Genomic DNA, 15,852 nt, shown 5'->3' on the forward strand with positions numbered 1-15,852 from the left:
GATCACCGCAGGCCGGCGCGATCCGATCTGTCCGCCCGAGATCACCAGCCGGCTGGATGCCTGTTTGCGGGCCGCTGGGGCGGATGTCCGGCTTGAATGGCACGAGGGCGGTCATGAGGTGCGCCCCAATGAAATCGAAGCGGTGAAAAGCCTTTTCGCCACGGCAACAAAGGAGTTGGAACAATGAGCGAGGAACTGGCGGCGATCGAGCTTGAGGATCGTGGCACAAAAGGGCGCTATGTCATCCGCGGTGCAGGCGGTGCCGAGGCCGAGATGACCTTCACCACAGTCAGCGAACATCTGTTCATCATCGACCATACCGAGGTGCCCGATGCTTTCCGCGGCCAAGGTGCGGGCTTGAGGCTGGTGACACGGGCGGTGGAAGACGCGCGCGCGGCGGGCAAGAAGATCATTCCGCTCTGCCCGTTTGCCGCAGCCCAGTTCCGCCGTCACCCGGAATGGGCCGACGTTCTGAACAGCTGACATCAAATCGCGCATGACCGGCTGAGCCGGCGCATTCAAACCAACTCGAAGGGCCGACGCAGGCGACTGCGTCGGCCCTTTCGTTATTTTCGTATTTTGCCCACATAGGGGCGGGCTGTTACAAAACCAGGCTCGACCGCTTGCGGGATAGCTGCAGCATGTCAGTGGAAATGACTGATTTGTGAACGTATTGCGCCCGGTATGGCAGAAATGCTGACTGTTTCTGAGGCTTTGAGATTGTTTCATTAGATGTCGCTGATCGGCATCGGCGAGATACAAAGCGCGATTACATTCACATCAATAGGGGAATGAAATTTACCGAAAAGGTAATCCAATGTCCGGTTCCAAGCAGGTTTACGAATTCGATCGCCAGCTCCAGCCGCGCTCGCGTATCTATCGCCGTCCGCGCCTCGCTATTCGCCAGCGTGCCAATGAGCACCCGATGGCCCTGTTTTCAGTTCTGGTGATTGCATCGCTGTCGTCGATGGCACTAGCGCCAACAAGCGGACCGGCCTTTGCCTCGATGGGATCGTCACGGTCGATCGATGGCGCGCACACCACCGCCAAGACCGACCGACTGCTGCAGTCGGAAACAGAGATTGCATGCCATGGGCAGGCCTGGGGCGCGGAGAGCGAGGTCTGCGTCGAGACCATCGCCAGGGAGACCGGTGCGCGCAAGGTGCGCCTGATCGCCAGCGCCGAACCAGTTCGTACCACCCACAATATCTTCTAGGCGTAGGGGCCTGCCGCGCTCTCACATCCTCCAGCGCGTACCTCCCCCGCAGCTTCGGCTGCGGGGGCTTTTTTTGTGCCGAGTTCTAAGTCTGGGCCTTGCAGCGAGGTTCAGGCGCTGTCGGCGACCTGGTCGCTGACCGCGCTCAAGGCACTGCGCACGTCGAAGGTGCTGAACGGCTTTTCCAGAATGTGCGGCTTGAGGTTTGGCGGCAGCTGTTCGAGCTCCGCCTTGGCGCCGATCAGGTCGCCGGTAACCAGCACGAAGCGCTGGGCCATGTCGGGCTGTGTCGCCACGATCTCGCGGAAGATGGTTATGCCGCTACGGTCGGGCATGCGCAGGTCGGAAAAGATGATGTCGGGCTGGTCGGCCAGCGCTTCGGCAACTGTGTCCCAGGTCGAAACAATGCGCGACTTGACCCCCATCAGCTCGAGAATGTCGGACAGCGACCCTGCGACGTCGGGTTCGTCGTCGATGATGACGGCATGACGCAAGCCGCTCGACTTGGGGATGGTTTCCAGCACAGCGCTGTGGCCGATGCCCATGGGCGGCAATTCGACGACGAAGCGCGCACCGGTTGGCTCCACCGGCTCGAACCAGACCTTGCCGTTGTGGCGGTCTACGATGGCTTTTGAGATCGACAGGCCGATGCCGGTGCCGACGCCGACCGGCTTGGTGGTGAAATAGGATTCGAAGATGCGGTCGCGAATCGCATCGGCGACGCCGGGGCCTGAGTCTTCGACCGAAAAGCCAGCGCTGCCATCGGCATTGCGGAAGGTCTTGACGCGGATGGTGCGCTCGCCAGTTGCGGCGGCCAGCGCGTGCTGACTGTTGACCAGGAAGTTGGCCGCCACCTGGGTCATGTGGTCGGCGTCTGCCATCACGCTCAGCGTGCCCTCGGCGAGATCGGTGTCGATGCTGATGCCGCTCGATCGCGCGCCGTAGGCGGTGACTTCGAGCGCTGCGCGGATCACCTGGTTGAGATCGGTCTCGGCCCGTGAGGTCGGATGCAGGCGGACCATGCCGAGGAAGCTCTTGACGATGCGGCCGCAACGTTCGGCGGCGGCACGCACCTTTTCTGCGCGTATCTTGGTCTGGGGGTCGGGAGCGAATTCGTGCAGCAACGTCGACTGGGCAACGACCACGGCAAGCGGATTGTTGAGCTCGTGCGAAACGCCGGCGAGAAGCGAGCCCATCGCCGCCATCTTCTCGTTTTGGTGCAGCTTTTCGCGCTGGCGGTTGATTTCTTCTTCGGCGCGATGCTTTTCACGCAGATCACGGATCGACCCAAAGATCAGGCGGCGGTCGGCCAGCCGCATCTCGTTGGCCGTAAGCTCGATCGGGATGATCTCGCCGGCGGCGTTCTGGGTCACCGTCTCCATGCGCTGGCCGACCATGGGTGCGCCGCGGCCGGCCAAATATTCGGCGCCGTTGTTGAAGCCCTTGCGGTAGTAGGCGGGGATGACGGTGTCGAGCAGGTCCTTGCCGAGGATCTCGTCGCGGGTCCAGCCGAACATCTTCTCCGCCGCCGGGTTGAACTCGATGATCGAGCCTGTCTCGTCGACCACCATGATGGCGTCGAGCGAGGACTGAAGCATTGTGCGGCGGATGATTTCGCTGACATGATATTCCGACAGCGAGCGTTCGATCGCGTCGCCAAGGGCTGCTGCAATGATTTCGAGCGCGGCGATCTCATCGTCGGTCCAGCTGCGCTCGACGATGCAATCGTTGATGGCGAGCGTGCCCCAGAGATGGCCATGGGCCGAAACCGATACCGACAGGAACGACTTGATGTGCTGTTGTTCGAAATCGGTGCGCAGGAAGCCGGTCAGGTCGCGCGTCAATCCAACGAAGATCTTGCCTTGGCGGACTTCTTCGGCGAGGCGTTCAAGCAAAGGGTCGGAGTCGACCAGCGCCTGATTGATCGTTGTCGGTGGCGCGGCGAAGGCGTCAATCTGCGGATCGACCCAAAAGGCGGCGATCGACTGCGCGAAGCCCTGGCCGGGCAGGTCGCGCAGTCTGAACAGGATGGTGCGATGGCCCCTGAAGCCGTGCGCAAAGCTCGCCAGGATATTGTCGATCTCGATCTGCCAATCCTGAGCCTGGCGTAGCCGGCGCACGATCTGCCCCGCCACGACGGTGGGGCTCGGCGTACCCGACGAAATGTCGGTGCGTGAGAGGGTCAACAGGGTCATCGCGGTTCCTGGCGGGGCCGGAGGCTTCAGCAGCCATCGCTGCCGGGCAGGGAGAAGATATAGCCTTCCCCGCGCACGGTGCGCAGAAATTTCGGGCTCGCCGGGTCGTCCTCGATCTTCTTCCTGAGCCGCATGATGCGGATGTCGACGGCGCGCGAGGATTCGGGGTCTTCGGCAAAGCCGATGGCCTCCGAGATGGTGGCGCGGCTGAGCAGCCGGTTCGGCCTGGTCAGGAAGACCTCGAGCAGATCGAATTCACTCTTGGCCAAGTCGATGATGGCGCCGCTGTTTCCGGTGACAAGCCGGCCGTCGAGGTCGGCCTGGAAGGGGCCGAAGGCGATGGTGCGGCGCGGCGGCTGGGCGGCAAGCAATGACCGCATGAAGCTTTCGGGCTGCGGCACACGGCGGATGACGCTGCGCACRCGCGCCAGGAGTTCGCGCAGTTCGTAAGGCTTGACCATGTAGTCGTCGGCGCCGATCTCGAGGCCGACTATGCGGTCGAGCGCTGTGCCCGCCGCTGTGGCGTAGATGATGCCGATCGGCATCCTTGAGCGCAGCCAGCGGCCGAGCGACAGTCCGTCTTCGCCGGGCATGGCGATATCGAGAATGGCAAGCTGGAACTGTTCGGTTTCGATCAAGGCGCGCAGGGCAGCAGCGCTCTCGAGGGCGGTCACATCGAAGCCGTTCGCGCCGAGATATTCGGCGACGGCGTCCCTCAAGTCGGGCTCATCTTCGACGATGACAATCCGAGCACGCAGTTTGGTCTCGCCTCCGCTACCGGCGGAAAGTAGATTGGGTATAAACATGATGTCCAGTGATCATTTGGCGTGGGCAGTTGCTAACGGTACTGTGCCTCGTTAGGGGCGAAAGAGGCTTCGGGCAGCGTGGACTGGGGACCCATCCTCGGCCAAGCGCGTCTCGCGGCATCTTCTTGCCTCTGTAGGCGCCGACGCGTCCGCCGCGGCAGGCAATGATCGCGATGAGGCTGATGTTGCGGGGTGGAACGTGGCTGGAAGATCGGTCGTAGCACTTGTCGCCATAGCGGAGGTCATCGCCTCCGACCTGACCGATCATCTCGACAGGCGCGGCCATGACGTGCGCACTGCCAAGCGACTGTGGGAAGCCGAGTCGCTGCTGGCCGCCAAAGGCATAGACGTTGTTGTGGTGGGCGACGCGTTTACGCCGGCCGATGGGCGCGAGCTGCTGCGCCGTTTCGGCGGCGAGGGCGGGCCGGACTTCGTGCTGATCTGTCGGCCGGGCGAACTGGTCGACAAGGTGCTGGCGCTGGAACTTGGCGCCGCCGACGTCGTGGAGAGCCCGCTCAATGTGCGGGAACTCGCTGCGCGCATCGGCGGCCTCCTGGCGCGCCGGGGACGCGGCACGCAAGAATTGGTGGTGCTGGAGAATTCGACGGTCGACCTGCGCTCGGCGCTGGTCATGCATCGATCGGGCGAGGAAGAGCAGCTTTCGCCAGGCCAGATCGCCTTGCTCAGGCTGTTCCTGTCGAAGCCCCGACGGGTGCTGACGCGCGACGACATCATCGCCGCGGCGCCGGCCGAAAGTGCCGACGCCTTCGACCGCTCGATCGACTCGCGCATCGTGCGCCTGCGCCGCAAGCTCGACACCGAAAGCATCACGACCATCCGCGGGTCGGGCTACCGCTTCGATCCACCGACCAAAGCAGCCGGCCAGGAGGCCGGCACTGCTCCAACCGAAAACCAGAACTGATCTCGCTTGCGCGACCAAGATTTCAGCGCGCCGAAGCGGCAACGGCTGGCGTGACCGTCTCGACGACGGACACTGTTTCGGCATGTGCCCTGTCCTTGAGTAGCACGCTTGCGAGGCCCGCGAAGCCGAGCAGCCCCTGGGCATAGAGCAGTGCTGAAAGCACTGACGCTGCGAATTGTCTGTTCATGGCCGTGGGCCCCGTTTCGGTTCCTGGGGTTCAATCAAGCCGACTACCGAGATACCCGCGCCGCCTGACCTGCCGTGGACGGCGCGGGCACTCTGTCCTCGCAGCGAAAGACGCGCGAGGTTTCTGTTCACCGCCGCCTGGCACGAAGCCAGGCACCCACGCCCATGGACCCGGCGGATGCGCAGAGTTTCGATGAACAATGCTGCTGCAAAGAGGGTGATGGCGTGGGTTGCCGGGGCCATGTCCTGCACCGGCGAAAATTCCGCGGCCATGGCGTTGCCCGGGTCGGCCATCATGCCGATTCCCGACAGGATCGCCGTGGCGACTCCCACCCGCAGGAACCAACTTGCTGCCAACCGTTTCGCGCCCATCCAACTTTCGCAACATTCGTTTCGTCGAGGCTGAATGTGCAGGCACGCTGTATCGGGAAGATGCCGCCAAGCGCGCTTTAGTGCTTCCAAATGTTTCAGGTTTGTTGCCTAGCCGCGCGCCCCGAAGTGTCCTCGCAAGTGCCGACTGTGAGCGTGAAATCGGCCTCAGCAGAAACGAATATGAAACATAAAGAATATCTAAACGAAATCATTTCGAAACAGGAGAAGGGCAAAAGGCGTTCCATTCCGAAACGCATTTTCGCCGGCGTGGCCGGCTGAGGGGACGCTATGAAGACCGAATTCAAGAGAAAGCTGATCAACGTCGCTGCCACCGCCATGACCGGCGCGGCACTGTTGTTGGCCGCCGGCCAAGGCAATGCTGATGCGGCAAGCAAGATCGTCGCCAAGGTGTCGATCAGCCAGCAGCGCATGCAGGTGCTGATCGACGGTCGCTCGACCTTCGTGTGGAAGGTGTCCACGGCCCGCAGGGGGTATGTGACCCCAAAGGGCTCGTACAAGCCGACGCGCATGCACGAGATGTGGTATTCGAAGAAGTACGACAACGCGCCGATGCCGCATTCGGTATTCTTCAACGGCGGCTATGCGGTGCATGCCACCAACCAGGTCAGTCGGCTGGGCCGGCCGGCGTCGCATGGCTGTGTTCGGCTGCACCCGGACAATGCGGCCGATTTCTACGAGTTGGTCCAGGCCTACGGCCCCAAGAACACCAGCATCCAGATTGTTAAATAGGCGCCTGCGCCGACGCCCAGCTTTTTGTCCCTTACGTGTGCCCGTCCAGAAACAGCGAAGGCTGATTTTGGGCGGTCGCGCGCGTTTTCGCACCTCTTCAATGACGCCGCGACCTATCCGGCTGGGCATTTCTTGGAGCGTTGCACGGCAGTGCACAAATTCCTCTCACTCCCTTCAGCCATAGCGGAAATGCCAGCAAAACGGTCAAAGATATGGCGATTTCCTACATTTTGCACGCCTGTGCAAAATTATGCCGAATCCGGATTGACATGAACGTACCGGCAATGGAATGAATATGCCAACAGGCACGGGAATGTGCCGCACCGCCTGGAGGTGGTGGTGGCGTCGGAAGCAGGGACGGCGAGGAGTGTCGTGCGGCAGCGTTCGCGTCGACACAAGTTCCGTTTCAAGGCGCCCCAGGGAGGAGAGTTCATGTTCGTGCCATTGCATGAAAACCGTGGCGCGCGTCTGCCTGAGGTGGGCGTACGTGGCCAGTTCGCAAGCAGGGCCGAAAGGCACGCGCGGGGCTGTGCCTCGTGACCGATTCGTCCCAGACATCAGTCAAGGCAGTGGTGGCGCGGCCGCTCAGGGCCTCCATTGCTGCCCCGACCCGTGGCCAGCGCCTGCGCTACCGGCTCAAGGTTGCGCTCAGGGAGCCGACGACGACGATCGGCTTCCTTGCCGCGGCGCTGTTCACCTATCTCATCGTCGTGCCGATCATCTCGATGCTGTCGGACGCCGCGCGTGTCCAGTTCGGCGACGAACGCCGCATCAAGCAGGATGTCGGCGAACTGACCTGGTACTACATCGAGCGTGTGTTCACCTCGCGGGTCTCGCATGACCTGTTCTGGGAGCCGCTGGTCAATACGCTGAGCGTGGCGGTCGGCGCGATCGCGCTCTCCATGCTTGTCGGCGGCACGCTTGCCTGGCTGCTCAGCCGTACCGACATGTTCGGCCGGCGCTGGTTTTCGACCGCGCTGATCGTGCCTTACATGCTGCCGGCCTGGACCTTCGCGCTGGCCTGGACGACCCTGTTCAAGAACCGCACGGTCGGCGGCCAGCCGGGCTGGATGGAGTCGCTCGGCTTTTCGCCACCCGACTGGCTGTCTTATGGCCAACTGCCGGTGACGATCATCCTGGCGCTGCATTATTCGCCCTTTGTCATCCTGCTGTTCGGCAATGCGCTGCGCCGCTTCGACTCACAGCTTGAGGACTCGGCACGCATTCTTGGGGCGAGCCGGCTGACGGTTGCCCGCAAGATCATCATGCCGCTGATGCGCCCGTCGCTGATATCGGCGATGGTGCTGATCTTCGCCAAATGCCTCGGCGAGTTCGGTGTGCCTTATGTGCTTGGCCTGCCGGTCAATTTCGACGTGCTGGCGACCTCGCTCTATCAGAACATCGCTTCCCGCCAGGTTGGCGTGGGCGCCGTTCTTGCCGGCTCGATCATGCTGATCGGCATCATCACCATCACCATCGACGCCAAGCTGATGAAGGAAGCGCGCCGCTTCGTCACCATCGGCTCCAAGGGCTCGATGAACAGGCTGAGCCCGCTTGGCATCATGCGCCTGCCTGCAACCGGCTTTGCCGTTCTGATGTTCCTGCTCAGCGTCGGCCTGCCGATCGCGACACTGTTCCTGTCGACGATCATGCGGGTGCCAGCGCAGTTCAATCTCGACAATTTCACGCTCGACTACTGGATCGGCACCAACCTCAACACGGTGGCACTGCAGACCGGCATCCTGCTAAGCCCCGACCTTTGGAATGCTGCCTGGAACAGCCTGCGCATCGTCGGCGTCGCTTCGGTAACCTCCGGCATCCTCGGCCTGCTTGTCGGCTATGTCGTGGTGCGCACGCCTGTCAGGCCGCTCGGCACGTTCCTGCGCCAGGTGACGTTCCTGCCTTATCTCGTGCCGGGCATTGCCTTCGCCGCGGCCTACCTGTCGCTGTTTGCCGTGCCGCGTGGGCCGATCCCCGCACTTTACGGCACCACACTGATCCTGATGCTGGCGCTGATCGCCGACCAGATGCCTTACGCCTCGCGCGCCGGCATCGCGGCCATGATGCAACTCGGCAAGGATCCAGAAGAGGCAGCCCAGATCGCCGGTGCCGGCTGGTTCCGGCGCATGACGTCGATAGTCATACCGATCCAGAAAGGCTCGCTGACGACCRGCATCCTGTTGCCATTCATCTCCGGCATCAAGGGGCTGAGCCTGTTTGTTGTGCTGGCAGTACCTTCGACAGACGTGCTGACCACCTATTCGCTGCGGCTCGTCGACTACCACTACACGCAGGCCGCCAACGCGGTGGTGCTGATCATCGCCGGCCTCGCCTATTTCGGCGCGCTGCTCGGCCAGAAGCTGACCAAGACCAATCTCGCCCAAGGACTGGGGAACTGACATGCCGAAAATCAATCTGCGCGGCGTCGAGAAGAATTACGGGGCCAATTCCGCCAATGCGGTGGCCGATCTCGACCTCGAAATCGGCGACGGCGAATTCATGTGCCTGCTCGGACCGTCGGGCTGCGGCAAGACAACGACGCTGCGCATGATCGCCGGGCTGGAGCATCTGACCGCCGGCGAGATCAGGGTCGGGCCGCGCGTCGTCGACTCGGTCATCGAAGGCGTGTTCATTCCGCCGGAAAAGCGCGAGATGGGGCTGGTGTTCCAGAGCTATGCGCTGTGGCCGCATCTGACCATCGAGCGCAATACCGATTTCGGTCTCAGGCTGCGCAAGATGCCCAAGGCCGAGCGCGAGGAACGCGTCGACCGCGTGATGAAGACGCTCGGCATAGACAAGTACCGCGACCGCTACCCCTCGCAGCTGTCCGGCGGGCAGCAGCAGCGCGTCGCTTTGGCGCGCATGCTGGCGGTCAATCCGGAAGTGCTGTTGCTCGACGAACCGCTGTCCAATCTCGACGCAGCCCTCCGCCTCGAGATGCGCGCCGAGCTCAAGCGCCTGCACGCCGAATTCAAGACGACGATCGTGTTCGTTACCCACGACCAGTGGGAGGCGATGACGCTGGCGACCACGATCGCGGTGATGAGCGAAGGACAGCTGCAGCAGGTCGGTACGCCCAACGACATTTACGACCGGCCGGCCAACCGTTTCGTTGCCCAGTTCGTCGGCAACCCGCCGATCAACATCGTCGAGCTTGGCAATGCCAAGTCGGAGGTTTCGACCAGCGCCAGAGCGTTCCTCGGCGAACGTTATGCCGAACTGCGCGACGCCGGTTCCATCGGCATCCGGCCGGAGTCGATCAGGCTGGCAAGCGAAGCGGGCGAGGTGCCTGAGGGCGCATTCTCCGGCCAGGCGCAAGTGACGGGCATCCTGCCGACGGGCGGCAGCTGGATCATCGAGCTGACCTCGTCGGGCGAAAAGCTGTTTTTGACGACGCATCAGTCGCCCGAGATCGAGGTCGGCGAGAAGGCGATTTTCTGGGTGAAGCCCAAGACGCTGCACGTATTCGACGCAGCAGGCGACCGGCTCGAGGCTGCCGACCGGCTGCTTCGTCCCGCGAAGGTTCACTGAGAAGAAGACGGCGCATGGCTGGAGGAGCCATGGGCTGGAAGTGCAGGCACGAGACCGGAAACCAATGGGCCGCGGGATGCAACGCGGTTCAACAGAGGGAGGAAAACATGAGCAGATTTTTCACTACCAGGGCAAAGAGGCTTTTGTCGGCATCCGTGCTTGCGGTCGCAGCCGGAATGCTTGCAACGGCGGTACAGGCCGAAGAAAAATTCGACCTCAACGCGCTGATCGAAGCCGCGAAGAAAGAGCCGCCGATCAACGTCTATTCGAGCACCGGCAAGATCGTGAAGCAGGCCGAGAACTTCACCAAGAAGTACGGCGTGCAGGCGACAGGCACCAAGGCCAATGCCGCAGCGCAGCTCGAAATGGTGATCCGCGAAGGCCAGGCCAAGAATGTGCAGGGCGACGTGATCCAGATCAGCGACGTGCCGGCCGGTGTGGCACAGCTGGTGCCGCAGGGTTTCGTCGACAGCTGGCTGCCGCCGGATCTCGCCGACAAGATCCCGGCGCAGTACCAGAACCCGCTGACCGTCTCCAACGAAGCCAACGTCTTTGCCTACAACACACAGCTCAACGAAAGCTGCCCGGTCAAGAACATCTGGGAGCTGACGGAGGCCAAGTGGAAGGGCAAGCTCGCCATGCAGGACCCGCTCAACAAGGCGTCCTATGTCGACTGGTTCAACCAGATGGCGACCAAAGCCGATGACAAGGTGGCTGCGGCCTACAAGGAATATTACGGCAAGGACCTGGTGACCGACGAGTCTGGTGCCACCGCCGCGTGGGTGAAGGCGCTGGCCGCTAACGGCCCGCTGTTGGCCGACGCTGACGAAGGAGCCGCGCAGGCTGTCGGCGCACCGGACCAGAAGGAGCAGTTCGTCGGGCTCGTCAGTTCGGCCAAGTTCCGCAACAACCAGGATGTGGGTTCCAAGCTCGGCCTGTGCACCGGGCTCAAGCCTTTCGCCGGCTGGATGTATCCGAGCCTCGGCTTCATCGCCAAGGGCACCGACAGCCCCAATGCGGCGAAGCTGTTCATCCACTATCTGATGACCGAAGAAGGCATCGCGCCGCAGGCAGCCGACGGCAAGATGTCGACCAATAGCGACGCCAAGCTGCCTGACGACGAGCCTTCGGGCATCGGCAAGGCGCTCGACCAGATCTTCCCCTACGATTCAGCGACGGCCCAGAGCGACTGGGATGCGCGTCAGGATTGGCAGGACCTCTGGCGCGTCAACTACCAGAAATAGACTGACGCAACTGCGGCGCCCGGCATGATGCCGGGCGCGTCTGGCCGGATTTAAACGGGAGGAAACCATGAAACCGGCGTTTGACATGAGCAGCAAGACAAGCAGAGCTTTGGCGTCGACCGCGCTTGCGGCGGTATTTGCAGCCGCAATGTTCGGTGCGGCTCCGGCACGGGCCGACACCTTCGACCTCAATGTGCTGGTGGAGGCGGCGAAAAAGGAAGCGCCGATCAACATCTATGACAGCACCGGCAAGATCGTCGAGATGGCCGAGAACTTCACCAAGAAGTACGGCCTGCAGGCGACGGGTGTCAAAGTATCGGCGAACGCTCAACTGGAGATGATCATCCGCGAGGGGCAGGCCAAGAACGTCAAGGGCGACGTCGTGTTGATCACCGACGCGCCGGCAGGCCTGGCGCAGCTGCTGCCGCAGAAATTCGTCGAGAGCTATCTGCCGCCTGATATGGCCGACAAGATCCCGGCCAAGTTCCAAAATCCGCTCGCCATCACCACCAACGCCGCAGTCTGGGCCTACAATACCGAAGCCTACGACGCCTGCCCGGTGAAGAACATCTGGGAGCTGACCGACGCGAAATGGAAGGGCAAGGTCGCCTTCTACGACCCGCTGTCGAAGGGCACCTACCCGGACTGGTTCAACCAGACCGCAACCCATGACGATGACAAGATGAAGGCTGCCTACAAGGCGCATTTCGGCAAGGACATCGATGTTGGCGAAGACAGCGCCACGGCAGCCTGGGTCAAAGGCTTTGCCGGCAATTCGCCGCTGCTTGCGGACGCCGACGACGCGATATCGGAAGCTGTGGGCGCACCCGGCCAGACGGAGCCGTTCTTCGGCTTGATGAGCTCGGCCAAGTTCCGTGACAATGCCGACAAGGGCTTCAAGCTCGGGCTTTGCCAGGGCCTCGATCCCTGGCCGGGCTGGACCTACGTCAAGCTTGGGCTGATCGCCACCGGAACCAAGAGCCCGAACGCTGCCAAGCTGTTCATCCACTACATCCTGACCGAAGAGGGCATCGCGCCGCAGGTGAAGGATGGCAAGCTGCCGACCAACCCTGACATCGGTCTTCCCGCTGACGAGCCCTCGGGTATCGGCAAGGTGCTCGACAAGCTGCAGCAATACGACGCCTCGACAGCGCTCGAAGATTGGGATGCGCGCCAGGATTGGCAGGACCTCTGGCGCGTCGCCTACAAGAAATAGCTTTCCGGTGGACTGGGACGGGGCCCTTCTCCTTCGGCTCCGTCCACTTTTTTCCACCGGGCGACATGGAGATTTTTGAATGACCGGAACTTCGGCGAGGAAACTCGCGGCTCCCAAAGCGCTGCTGCTCGATTTCGGCGGCGTCATCGTGTCGACGGCGCATCTGCCGGGCTGGCAGGCTAAGCTGGCCGGGCATGTTCGTGGCCTGCTCGACAGGGCCGGCGTGGCGGCACCAGAGCTTTCGGTCGACCAGATCACCGACGACATCAAAGCTGCCGGTATCGCCGACTCGCATTGGAAAGATGCGATGTCGCGGCCCTTCGCACCGCGCGAATTGCGGCACGAGGAGTTCTGGGGCGACTTCGTCGCCGGCGACTGGCCGAAGGGTGCACACGACGTGGTCGTGGCTGAGGCCTACGATCTCTGTCGCAAGATGGGCAACTGGAAGAGCGAACGCGTCCTGCGCCACGGCATGCTCGATCTGCTCGACGCTGCCGACGCCGCCGGCGTGCCGGGCGGCATCGTCTCCAATGCGCTGTGCGGCCGGGTTCATCTCGACTTCCTCGATGCGCATGGGCTGACCGACCGCTTTGCCGTTGCGATCCATAGCGACGAGGTGAAGGTCAGGAAGCCGAACCCCGAGATGATTTTCCTGGCAACGCGAGCGCTTGGCGTCGAACCGTCCGAGGCCTGGTATGTCGGCGACAATTTCGACCGCGATGTTTTGTGCGGCAAGCGAGCCGGCATTGGCGGCAACATCCTGATGGAGGCCAAGGGCACCTACGATCTGCCCTATGAGTTGAAGCTCAAGCCGGACGCGATCGTTGCCGATCCGGTTGGCCTGCTCGGTCTCTTCCAAGAAGCCACGCGCGGGATTGCAGCATGACAAGCGTCGAAGAGYCCAAGCGCTTGCGGGTGATCGCCGAGCAGGCGTCGCAGCTGATGCGCGAGCCGCTGCTGGCGGCGTTCCGTTCCAACATCGCCGTCGACTACAAGGTCGACCTGCACGACGTGGTGACCAAGCACGACAAGGAATCGGAAGTGGCGATCCGCGACTTCATCCTGCGCGAGGTGTCTGATTCAACCGTGCTCGGCGAGGAGGACGGGGCCAGCGGCGAGGGTCGGGTGAAATGGTATGTCGACCCGATCGACGGCACGTCGAATTTCGCCCGCGGCTTTGCCTTCTGGTGCGTGTCGGTGGGGGCGGTGATCGACGACGAGATCGTCGCCGGCGCGGTCTACGACCCGGTCGCCGAGATGCTGTTTTCCGCCGACCTGACAGGGGCCTGGCTCGATGGCGAGCCGCTGCGCTCGCGCGCCATCGCCGACGAGCGCCATGCTACGCTGATCACGGGTTATCCCGTGGCGCGCGACCTGCGCCTCGACGGGCGTGAACAGGCGCTCGAAAATTTTGGCGAGTTGGCCGAGACATTTTCGACGTTGCGCCGTCCGGGCAGTGGCGCGCTCAGCCTCTGCCACGTCGCGGCCGGCTGGGTCGATGCCGCTGCGGGTTTCGGCACCAACCCCTGGGATGTGGTCGCAGCGATCCTCATCCTGAGGCAGGCGGGCGGCAGCTACCATCCATTGACGCTTGGCAAGGTCAGTGCGGACATCCCCGACTTCATGTGTCCGGGCTACGTGGCATTGGGCGAGGGGGGCGACTATCCGACGCTGATGCAGGTGGCGCGACGCATCTCCGACGGCCGCGATGCGGAGCGCGCACGGAATACGGCATGATGGAACGCGTGTGCATCCGCATGAAGTCACTGGATGTAGCGGGTTCGCTGAAATGCAGAAACATTATTTAACTTAAGGCGTTGACGATTTTGCACACCTGTGCAATTTGAGATCAACAACGACCCACGGGCGGCATTTAAATGACAGTTCACGCAACGGCCACCGAAGCGACAATCCAAACCGGCCTTGATCGGCGCGCTGCCTTTTGCCGCGACATCGCGCGTTCGGCCGGTGCTGTGGCGCTCGACGGTTTCATCAATCGCGTCAGTGGCTTCGGCATGAAGGGCCCGCAGGACTTCCTGACCGAGACGGACGCCGCCGTGGAGCGGCATCTCAAGGCACGCATCGCCGAAGAATTCCCCGAGGACGGCTTTCTCGGCGAAGAAGGCGGTGGGGCGATCAAATCGGATATCTGGGTCGTCGATCCGATCGACGGCACGGCGAATTTTGCCCGCGACATTCCGCATTTCTGCATCTCGATCGCTTTCGTCAGCAATGGCGAAACCGAGATCGGCGCGATATATAATCCAGTCTTGGACGAGCTTTATTTCGCTCGACGCGGGCAAGGTGGAACGCGCAACGAAAAAGCGCTTTCGGTTGCCAAGACAGGCGATTTCGATGCCGCCTGCGTCGAGTTCGGCTGGTCGAACCGCAAGACCAACACGCGTTATCTCGAAGTGTTGTCCAACATCCTCGAACGCGGCGCCAATGTTCGGCGCGGTGCGTCGGGCGCGCTTGGCCTTGCTTATGTCGCCGATGGCCGTTCGGACGCCTATGCCGAATTGCACATGCATGCCTGGGACTGCCTCGCCGGGTTGCTGATGGTCAAGGAAGCAGGCGGCGTGGTTGCTCCCTTCCTCTCGCTTGGCGGGCTGACCAAGGGCGGGGCGGTGCTGGCCGCAGCACCAGGTGTGGCGCCGGGCATGAGCGAAGCGACTGGCATAAAGCTCGAAGCCGGGCACTGAATTCTTCCGCACAGCATCATAACGAGCATCAAGGCCGAACGCCCCATGGACATCAACAGCCCGCGATATGAGCGTCCGGCGCTCAGCCTGATCGAACGCAGCATCGCCGGCTATGGCGTTGACGTCTATGTCGGCGGCATGGACGGCGCGGGCGACCTCGAATTGCTCAAGGAAAAGAACATCACCACGGTGGTGAACTGTGCGGTCAATCTCGACTTCAACTACGCGACCGAGCCGTTTGGCGAGGGCGAGGCGGCTGACGCCATCTACGGCGTCGGTGCCGTGCGCTACTACAAGCTTGGCCTGATCGACGGCCATGGCAACCCAGAGACCATGATGCTCGCAGGCTACTATCTGCTGCGCGGCGCGTTCTCGCAGCAATTGCCTGACAAAAGTACCTATCGCCGGCGCGAGAAGGGCAATGTGCTGGTCAATTGCCGTGGCGGCCGCAGCCGTTCGGTGACGCTGGTGGCGCTGTTCCTGCATGTCGAAATGCCCGAGAAGTTCCCGACCCTCGACGATGCGCTCAACCACGTGCGCACCAAGCGCGAGCTTCGGCCTGACGAATGGCACGAGGCGCCGAAGCCGATGCTGATCGCCGCCGCGCGCAAGGCGGCGCAGTGGATCGCAATGATCGACAAGGGGCTGCCGGAACAGCCAACCGGGCGCGCAGCAGGCGTCCTTGCCACGGCCTGATGATGGCGCGTGCCGC

The 15,852-nt window shown here is 62.6% G+C and carries 17 protein-coding genes; 13 read left to right on the forward strand and 4 right to left on the reverse strand.

Features of this window, described 5'->3' with window-relative positions; all coding sequences use genetic code 11:
- The 3 genes from AC1DWF_RS12850 to AC1DWF_RS12860 all read left to right on the forward strand — a co-directional run.
- Positions 1–187, forward strand: a 187-nt coding sequence (locus tag AC1DWF_RS12850; RefSeq protein ID WP_476841732.1) for an alpha/beta hydrolase, incomplete at its 5' end; no start/stop codon positions are given.
- The gene (locus AC1DWF_RS12855) at positions 184–483 is read left to right on the forward strand and encodes a GNAT family N-acetyltransferase (RefSeq protein ID WP_476782680.1); all 300 of its coding nucleotides are present in this window, start codon (positions 184–186) and stop codon (positions 481–483) included. The genes AC1DWF_RS12850 and AC1DWF_RS12855, both read left to right, overlap by 4 nt.
- A 334-nt stretch (positions 484–817) precedes the next feature.
- Entirely contained in the window at positions 818–1,216 is a 399-nt protein-coding gene (locus AC1DWF_RS12860; protein WP_476782681.1) for a hypothetical protein, read from the forward strand.
- A 110-nt stretch (positions 1,217–1,326) separates the two neighbouring features.
- Here AC1DWF_RS12860 and AC1DWF_RS12865 read toward each other — a convergent pair whose 3' ends face one another.
- Together AC1DWF_RS12865 and AC1DWF_RS12870 are read right to left on the reverse strand one after the other, a co-directional pair.
- Positions 1,327–3,411, reverse strand: a complete 2,085-nt coding sequence (locus AC1DWF_RS12865) for a PAS domain S-box protein (RefSeq protein WP_476782682.1) — start codon at positions 3,409–3,411, stop codon at positions 1,327–1,329.
- A 26-nt stretch (positions 3,412–3,437) separates the two neighbouring features.
- Complete coding sequence (locus tag AC1DWF_RS12870; protein ID WP_476782683.1) at positions 3,438–4,217, reverse strand: response regulator transcription factor; 780 nt, start codon at positions 4,215–4,217, stop codon at positions 3,438–3,440.
- A 199-nt stretch (positions 4,218–4,416) separates the two neighbouring features.
- Between AC1DWF_RS12870 and AC1DWF_RS12875 the strand changes: the two genes are divergently transcribed.
- Positions 4,417–5,139, forward strand: a complete 723-nt coding sequence (locus tag AC1DWF_RS12875; protein ID WP_476788372.1) for a response regulator transcription factor — start codon at positions 4,417–4,419, stop codon at positions 5,137–5,139.
- Positions 5,140–5,161: 22 nt separating this feature from the next.
- Here the strand turns inward: AC1DWF_RS12875 and AC1DWF_RS12880 are convergent, their stop codons facing one another.
- Together AC1DWF_RS12880 and AC1DWF_RS12885 are read right to left on the reverse strand one after the other, a co-directional pair.
- Entirely contained in the window at positions 5,162–5,326 is a 165-nt protein-coding gene (locus AC1DWF_RS12880; protein ID WP_476787411.1) for a hypothetical protein, read from the reverse strand.
- Positions 5,323–5,697: a hypothetical protein gene (locus tag AC1DWF_RS12885; protein ID WP_476788373.1), complete on the reverse strand. Its 375-nt coding sequence runs from the start codon at positions 5,695–5,697 to the stop codon at positions 5,323–5,325. Before AC1DWF_RS12885 ends, AC1DWF_RS12880 begins: the two co-directional genes overlap by 4 nt.
- A 288-nt stretch (positions 5,698–5,985) precedes the next feature.
- On the opposite strand from AC1DWF_RS12885, the gene AC1DWF_RS12890 reads away from it, so the two are divergent.
- The 9 genes from AC1DWF_RS12890 to AC1DWF_RS12930 all read left to right on the forward strand — a co-directional run bounded on the left by AC1DWF_RS12890 (position 5,986) and on the right by AC1DWF_RS12930 (position 15,836).
- Positions 5,986–6,447 carry a L,D-transpeptidase gene (locus AC1DWF_RS12890; RefSeq protein ID WP_476785228.1) on the forward strand — a complete coding sequence of 154 codons (462 nt, stop codon included), beginning with the start codon at positions 5,986–5,988 and terminating at the stop codon, positions 6,445–6,447.
- Between the two features lie 569 nt (positions 6,448–7,016).
- Complete coding sequence (locus tag AC1DWF_RS12895; RefSeq protein WP_476841735.1) at positions 7,017–8,846, forward strand: ABC transporter permease; 1,830 nt, start codon at positions 7,017–7,019, stop codon at positions 8,844–8,846.
- A 1-nt stretch (position 8,847) separates the two neighbouring features.
- Positions 8,848–9,978, forward strand: a complete 1,131-nt coding sequence (locus AC1DWF_RS12900) for an ABC transporter ATP-binding protein (RefSeq protein WP_476785229.1) — start codon at positions 8,848–8,850, stop codon at positions 9,976–9,978.
- Between the two features lie 107 nt (positions 9,979–10,085).
- Positions 10,086–11,222 (forward strand): ABC transporter substrate-binding protein, encoded by a 1,137-nt coding sequence (locus tag AC1DWF_RS12905; protein ID WP_476785230.1) that lies wholly within the window; start codon positions 10,086–10,088, stop codon positions 11,220–11,222.
- Between the two features lie 67 nt (positions 11,223–11,289).
- Positions 11,290–12,438: an ABC transporter substrate-binding protein gene (locus AC1DWF_RS12910; protein WP_476788374.1), complete on the forward strand. Its 1,149-nt coding sequence runs from the start codon at positions 11,290–11,292 to the stop codon at positions 12,436–12,438.
- Positions 12,439–12,517: 79 nt separating this feature from the next.
- Positions 12,518–13,324: an HAD family hydrolase gene (locus tag AC1DWF_RS12915; RefSeq protein ID WP_476786957.1), complete on the forward strand. Its 807-nt coding sequence runs from the start codon at positions 12,518–12,520 to the stop codon at positions 13,322–13,324.
- Positions 13,321–14,175, forward strand: a complete 855-nt coding sequence (locus AC1DWF_RS12920) for an inositol monophosphatase family protein (RefSeq protein ID WP_476841733.1) — start codon at positions 13,321–13,323, stop codon at positions 14,173–14,175. Before AC1DWF_RS12915 ends, AC1DWF_RS12920 begins: the two co-directional genes overlap by 4 nt.
- A gap of 140 nt (positions 14,176–14,315) precedes the next feature.
- Entirely contained in the window at positions 14,316–15,140 is an 825-nt protein-coding gene (locus tag AC1DWF_RS12925; protein WP_476788375.1) for an inositol monophosphatase family protein, read from the forward strand.
- A gap of 45 nt (positions 15,141–15,185) precedes the next feature.
- The gene (locus tag AC1DWF_RS12930) at positions 15,186–15,836 is read left to right on the forward strand and encodes a dual specificity protein phosphatase family protein (protein WP_476788376.1); all 651 of its coding nucleotides are present in this window, start codon (positions 15,186–15,188) and stop codon (positions 15,834–15,836) included.
- Positions 15,837–15,852 lie beyond the last annotated feature (16 nt).

This window comes from Aminobacter sp. P4_D5 (assembly GCF_056401815.1).

What these genes read in the sequence shown, in the direction of transcription:
- AC1DWF_RS12905 (WP_476785230.1), top strand. Translation starts at nt 10,086, where the DNA reads ATGAGCAGATTTTTCACTACCAGGGCAAAGAGGCTTTTGTCGGCATCC.
- AC1DWF_RS12855 (WP_476782680.1), top strand. Translation starts at nt 184, where the DNA reads ATGAGCGAGGAACTGGCGGCGATCGAGCTTGAGGATCGTGGCACAAAA.
- AC1DWF_RS12865 (WP_476782682.1), bottom strand. Translation starts at nt 3,411, where the DNA reads ATGACCCTGTTGACCCTCTCACGCACCGACATTTCGTCGGGTACGCCG.
- AC1DWF_RS12890 (WP_476785228.1), top strand. Translation starts at nt 5,986, where the DNA reads ATGAAGACCGAATTCAAGAGAAAGCTGATCAACGTCGCTGCCACCGCC.
- AC1DWF_RS12925 (WP_476788375.1), top strand. Translation starts at nt 14,316, where the DNA reads ATGACAGTTCACGCAACGGCCACCGAAGCGACAATCCAAACCGGCCTT.
- AC1DWF_RS12885 (WP_476788373.1), bottom strand. Translation starts at nt 5,697, where the DNA reads ATGGGCGCGAAACGGTTGGCAGCAAGTTGGTTCCTGCGGGTGGGAGTC.
- AC1DWF_RS12910 (WP_476788374.1), top strand. Translation starts at nt 11,290, where the DNA reads ATGAAACCGGCGTTTGACATGAGCAGCAAGACAAGCAGAGCTTTGGCG.
- AC1DWF_RS12930 (WP_476788376.1), top strand. Translation starts at nt 15,186, where the DNA reads ATGGACATCAACAGCCCGCGATATGAGCGTCCGGCGCTCAGCCTGATC.
- AC1DWF_RS12915 (WP_476786957.1), top strand. Translation starts at nt 12,518, where the DNA reads ATGACCGGAACTTCGGCGAGGAAACTCGCGGCTCCCAAAGCGCTGCTG.
- AC1DWF_RS12880 (WP_476787411.1), bottom strand. Translation starts at nt 5,326, where the DNA reads ATGAACAGACAATTCGCAGCGTCAGTGCTTTCAGCACTGCTCTATGCC.
- AC1DWF_RS12860 (WP_476782681.1), top strand. Translation starts at nt 818, where the DNA reads ATGTCCGGTTCCAAGCAGGTTTACGAATTCGATCGCCAGCTCCAGCCG.
- AC1DWF_RS12900 (WP_476785229.1), top strand. Translation starts at nt 8,848, where the DNA reads ATGCCGAAAATCAATCTGCGCGGCGTCGAGAAGAATTACGGGGCCAAT.